Origin of the sequence: Vibrio sp. M260118, assembly GCF_036533755.1 — a bacterium.
GTDB lineage: Bacteria > Pseudomonadota > Gammaproteobacteria > Enterobacterales > Vibrionaceae > Vibrio.
Map to the genome: position 1 here is coordinate 1 of NZ_JATABG010000404.1, position 2982 is coordinate 2982.

Sequence of the window (2982 nt, forward strand, 5' to 3'; positions counted from 1 at the left end):
CGTTTGAAGTACCCGCATCGATTATATTAGACAAGCGTAAACTGCATAGCCAGAGTTTTAAAATTAACAACGATTCACACCGAGTTTTTGGCCTGTCATACCAGTCTCATTTTATTTGGGGCATGACGGCGCAGATTATTCAAGCGATGCAAAGCCATATTATGCTCCAAGACTAACCGTATGACGTTTACCAACATCACTGTTCACATTAGTTAAATTACCCATCAATAAAGCAAACGATTTCCTGCGACAGAGATAATACAAAATCGCCGTAGCATTATTTTATCTAATGCGAGGAATTAGCATAAATCACATGTAGCACATCATTTTCGTGAACAAAAACCTGTTTTGAGTTGAACACTACAGCACTTGAATCAAATCATGATTTAGATCTAGTTTTTGTGAAACATTTTTATGCAAAATAGGCCCCGACTTATTTCCTGTTCCCAAAAATGAGTATCACAAAATGAATACTACTACTTCTGCGGTTTCTTCCGCACAATCCTCTAGTAAGTTTACTTACAAGGATTTCACTTGGTGTCTGTCGCTTTTCGGTACTGCGGTAGGTGCTGGCGTACTTTTCCTTCCAATCAAAGCAGGTGCTGGCGGCTTTTGGCCATTAGTTATCCTTGCGCTAATCGCGGCACCAATGACTTGGTTCGCACACAAATCTCTCGCTCGATTTGTTCTATCGGCGAAAAACCCTGAAGCTGATATCACTGATACAGTAGAAGAGCACTTTGGTAAGACTGGCGCAAACATCATCACTTTTGCATACTTCTTCGCTATCTACCCAATCGTTCTTATCTACGGTGTTGGTATCACTAACACAGTTGATTCGTTCCTAGTAAACCAAATGGGCATGGAGTCGATTCCACGCTGGTTACTTTCTGGTGCACTAATCGCTGCCATGACTGCCGGTGTAGTATTTGGTAAAGAGCTAATGCTAAAAGCAACGTCAGCACTGGTTTACCCTCTAGTATTCATCTTGCTTGCACTTTCTTTCTACCTAATCCCAGATTGGAACAGCTCAATGATGTCAGTAGCTCCTGACTGGGCGGCAATGCCTTCTATCGTTTGGCTAGCAATTCCAATCATCGTGTTCTCATTCAACCACAGCCCGGTAATCTCTCAGTTCTCTAAAGAGCAACGCCGCGTTCACGGTGACAACGCAGTTAAAAAGACTGACGCTATCACTGGTGGTGCAGCAATGATGCTAATGGGCTTCGTAATGTTCTTCGTGTTCTCTGTAGTGCTTTCTCTATCTCCAGAGCAACTAGCAATGGCTAAAGAGCAAAACATCTCTGTTCTTTCTTACCTAGCGAACGTTCACGAATCTCCACTTATCTCTTACATGGGTCCACTGGTTGCTTTCGCTGCGATTACTTCAAGCTACTTTGGTCACTTCCTAGGTGCTCATGAAGGTCTAGTAGGTCTAGTTAAATCTCGCTCTGAAACACCAGTAAGCAAGATCGAAAAAGGCTCTCTACTATTCATCGTTATCACAACTTGGATTGTCGCTATCGTTAACCCAAGCATCCTAGGCATGATTGAAACAATGGGGGCTCCAATGATTGCGGCTATCCTGTTCCTAATGCCTGTGTTTGCAATGCAAAAAGTTCCTGCGATGGCGAAGTACAAAACTTCTGCACCTGTACAGATTTTCACAGCAATCTGTGGTATCGCAGCCATTACTTCTGTAATCTACGGCGCTCTTTAATCTTTGCTTGTAATAAGCGTGATTAAATCAAAACTATAACGATAATAAAAAGCCTCCCTCTCCCTGGGAGGCTTTGTTCTGAGGTAATCGATATGATTAGTGTTTTTGATATCTATAAAATCGGCGTTGGCCCTTCTAGTTCACACACTGTAGGCCCAATGAAGGCAGGTAAAGAATTTATTGATGACTTACGCTCAATGGGAAAATTGCGCGACATCACTAAAATTACCGTCGACGTATATGGATCACTATCACTGACAGGGAAAGGTCACCACACAGATATCGCGATCATCATGGGTCTTGCTGGCAATACTCCTGAAAAAGTAGATATCGACTCTATTCCGAGCTTCATCGCTCGTGTAGAAGAAACTGAGCGCCTTCCTGTTGGCATGCACTATCATACAGTATCGTTCCCAAAACAAGGTGGTATGAACTTCCATACTACAAATCTCGATCTGCACGAAAACGGCATGCAAATTCATGCTTGGATCGGTGAAGAGAAAGCTTACTCTAAGACTTACTACTCTATCGGCGGTGGTTTCATTGTTGATGAAGAGAACTTTGGTAAAGCGGAAGAGAACCCAGTTAAAGCGCCTTACGAGTTTACTACAGCTGAAGAGCTTGTAGGCCAATGTAAAGACAGCGGTCTATCAATCAGCGCGCTTGTGATGAAAAACGAGCATTCTCTGCACTCTGATGAAGAGACGCGTACTTACTTCGCTAATATCTGGAAAACCATGCGTGAATGTATGGACCGCGGTATGAACGAAGAAGGTATTTTACCTGGTCCTCTTCGAGTTCCTCGTCGTGCTGCTGCACTACGTCAGCAACTTCTAACCTCTGAGAAAACAACTAATGACCCTATGTCGGTTGTTGACTGGGTCAACATGTTTGCTTTTGCCGTTAACGAAGAAAACGCTGCCGGTGGTCGCGTGGTTACAGCACCAACCAACGGCGCATGTGGCATCATTCCTGCGGTACTGGCTTACTACGATAAGTTTATCCAAACCGTGACAGAGAAAGACTATATCCGTTACTTTGCAGCATCTGGCGCAATCGGCGGTCTTTACAAACGTAATGCTTCAATCTCTGGTGCAGAGGTTGGCTGTCAGGGTGAAGTTGGTGTGGCATGCTCAATGGCAGCGGCTGGCCTTGCTGAACTGATGGGTGGTAGCCCAGAGCAAGTATGTATGGCGGCTGAAATTGCAATGGAACACAACTTGGGTCTAACTTGTGACCCTGTCGCGGGCCAAGTGCAAGTT

General features: G+C 44.2%; 2 protein-coding genes and 1 pseudogene. All 3 read left to right on the forward strand.

The window, feature by feature from the left end; genetic code table 11:
• Positions 1-176: pseudogene (locus QTO00_RS17495) on the forward strand (CoA pyrophosphatase); the annotation flags it as partial.
• 290 nt (positions 177-466) lie between these two features.
• Positions 467-1720, forward strand: a complete 1254-nt coding sequence (locus tag QTO00_RS17500; RefSeq protein ID WP_331425915.1) for an aromatic amino acid transport family protein — start codon at positions 467-469, stop codon at positions 1718-1720.
• A gap of 92 nt (positions 1721-1812) precedes the next feature.
• The coding region (locus QTO00_RS17505) for an L-serine ammonia-lyase (RefSeq protein ID WP_331425916.1) at positions 1813-2982 on the forward strand (1170 nt) is incomplete at its 3' end.